Source organism: Phenylobacterium sp., assembly GCF_036263695.1.
Lineage (GTDB): Bacteria > Pseudomonadota > Alphaproteobacteria > Caulobacterales > Caulobacteraceae > Phenylobacterium.
The window spans coordinates 1-1,840 of sequence record NZ_DATAGM010000218.1 but is presented as its reverse complement, the minus strand read 5'-3'; the positions used below and the strand labels follow the sequence as shown (position 1 = coordinate 1,840).

Below are 1,840 nucleotides of genomic sequence, written 5' to 3'. Positions count from 1 at the left end.
CCGTGATAGCCCTGGACCATCACCCGGCGGTCGTAGGCGAAGCCGGCGCAGATGGCCTTCGTCGTCTCCGGGTCGAACTTGTAAGCCTCGTCGACATCCGGCACGTGCGGATCGCGCTCGGAGAAGGCGGGGACCTGCATGTCGGTGTCGACGCCAAAGGTGTCGCGCACCGAGACCTTCCGGTCCGGGACCAGGGTGATGAGCTTGTCGTCAGGGGTGTCGGCGAGCACGGTCATGTCGAGGTTCGATTACAGGGGGTGCGCGCGCATTGCAAACGTGCGTTTGATGGCGCCAGCGTACCCAGGTTGGGAGGAAGAACGCCATGTCCGCCTTAGTCCAGACCGCCCCCTCGAGCCTCGTGGTCGAGCCCTGCGAGAACGGTTTCGGCGCGCGGATCACGGGCCTTGATCTTACGAGGCCCTTAGATGGGGAGACGCTGGCCCAGGTGAAAGCCGCCTTCGCCCGCCACGGGGTGGTTTCTTTCCCCGATCAGCCGCTCAGCCTGGAGCAGCTGGAGGCCTTCACCCTGCAGATGGGCCCGTTCGGCGAGGATCCCTTCATCGCCCCGATGGCCGGCCACCCCAACGTGCTGGAGCTGCGCCGCGAGCCGGACGAGAAAGCGACCAACTTCGGAGCCGGCTGGCATTCCGACTGGAGCTTCCAGCCGCAACCGCCGGCGGCGACCCTGCTCCACGCCAAGGTGGTCCCGCCGGTCGGAGGGGATACCCTGTTCGCCGACTGCACCCGGGCCTACGACACGCTCTCCGAGACGATGAAGCAGGTGCTGGCGCCGCTCCGGGCCGTGCACAGCGCCGCGCGCCCCTACGGGACCAAGGGCGTCTTCGCCCGCGAGACCGAGAAGCGGACGATGCAGATCATCACGTCGCAGGAGGCGGAGAAGACCCAGGTCCATCCGCTGGTGCGCACGCATCCCGTCACCGGCCGCAAGGCGCTGTTCGTCAGCCCCGTCTACACCGTCGGCATCGAGGGCATGACCGAAAAGGAGGCCGGCGCCATCCTCGGCTTCCTGTTCGCCCACATGACCCAGCCGGAGTTCATCTTCCGCCACAAGTGGGCCGAGGGGACGCTGCTGATGTGGGACAACCGCTGCACCGTCCACTTCGCAGAGGGCGGCTACGACGGCCACCTTCGGCTGATGCACCGCACCACGGTGGCGGGCGACACCCCGGTCTGAGATGCCCCCGCCCCAGGTGCTGATCGTCACCGGCGCCATGGCGGCCGGCAAGTCGACGCTGGCCCAGGCCCTGGCTGAGCGGCTGGAGCGCAGCGTCCACCTGCGCGGCGACCTGTTCCGCAAGATGATCGTCTCCGGCCGCGCCCTGCCCGGCGAGGGCGAGGAAGGCATCGCCCAGCTGAAGATGCGCTACGAGCTCGCGGTCCTGGCCGCCGCCCGCTACGCCAACAGCGGCTTCTCGGTGGTCTACCAGGACGTGGTGCTGGCCGAGGACCTGCTCGACGCCGTCCGCCGCCTCAAGCGCTGGCGGCCCGGCGTCGTGGTGCTGAACCCGCCGGCCCAGGTCCTGGCCCAGCGCGACCGCGACCGGGACAAGACCGGCTACGACGGGCCCTGGAGCGCCGAGGGGTTCGCGCAGATGGTGGCGGCGACGCCGCGCGTGGGGCTTTGGATCGACAATGCCGAGCTGACGGTCAGCCAGACCGTCGACGCCATCCTCGCCGATGCGGAGGCGACGCGCGCCGGCCTCTAGACCATCCCGGCCTTGCGCAGCGACTGGTAGGCGCGGATCACCCGCTGGAGCTTCGGCTCGGACGAGCGGTCGCCGCCGTTGGAGTCCGGGTGGAAGCGCTTCACCAGTTCGGT

Annotated in this window: 2 protein-coding genes and 2 pseudogenes; 2 read left to right on the top strand and 2 right to left on the bottom strand. The window is 69.2% G+C overall.

Annotated elements, in window-relative coordinates:
* Positions 1 to 236, bottom strand: a pseudogene (locus tag VHK87_RS08885) (cobaltochelatase subunit CobS); the annotation flags it as partial.
* An 86-nt stretch (positions 237 to 322) separates the two neighbouring features.
* On the opposite strand from VHK87_RS08885, the gene VHK87_RS08880 reads away from it, so the two are divergent.
* Both VHK87_RS08880 and VHK87_RS08875 read left to right on the top strand, forming a co-directional pair.
* The gene (locus VHK87_RS08880; protein ID WP_329634541.1) at positions 323 to 1,195 is read left to right on the top strand and encodes a TauD/TfdA family dioxygenase; all 873 of its coding nucleotides are present in this window, start codon (positions 323 to 325) and stop codon (positions 1,193 to 1,195) included.
* 1 nt (position 1,196) lies between these two features.
* Positions 1,197 to 1,727 carry an AAA family ATPase gene (locus VHK87_RS08875; protein WP_329634540.1) on the top strand — a complete coding sequence of 177 codons (531 nt, stop codon included), beginning with the start codon at positions 1,197 to 1,199 and terminating at the stop codon, positions 1,725 to 1,727.
* Here the strand turns inward: VHK87_RS08875 and VHK87_RS08870 are convergent.
* Positions 1,724 to 1,840, bottom strand: a pseudogene (locus VHK87_RS08870) (molecular chaperone DnaJ); the annotation flags it as partial. The gene VHK87_RS08875 and the pseudogene VHK87_RS08870 sit on opposite strands and share 4 nt — an antisense overlap.

Excerpts from the sequence above, each read along its gene's own strand:
- VHK87_RS08880 (WP_329634541.1), top strand. The coding sequence starts at position 323 with ATGTCCGCCTTAGTCCAGACCGCCCCCTCGAGCCTCGTGGTCGAGCCC.
- VHK87_RS08875 (WP_329634540.1), top strand. The coding sequence starts at position 1,197 with ATGCCCCCGCCCCAGGTGCTGATCGTCACCGGCGCCATGGCGGCCGGC.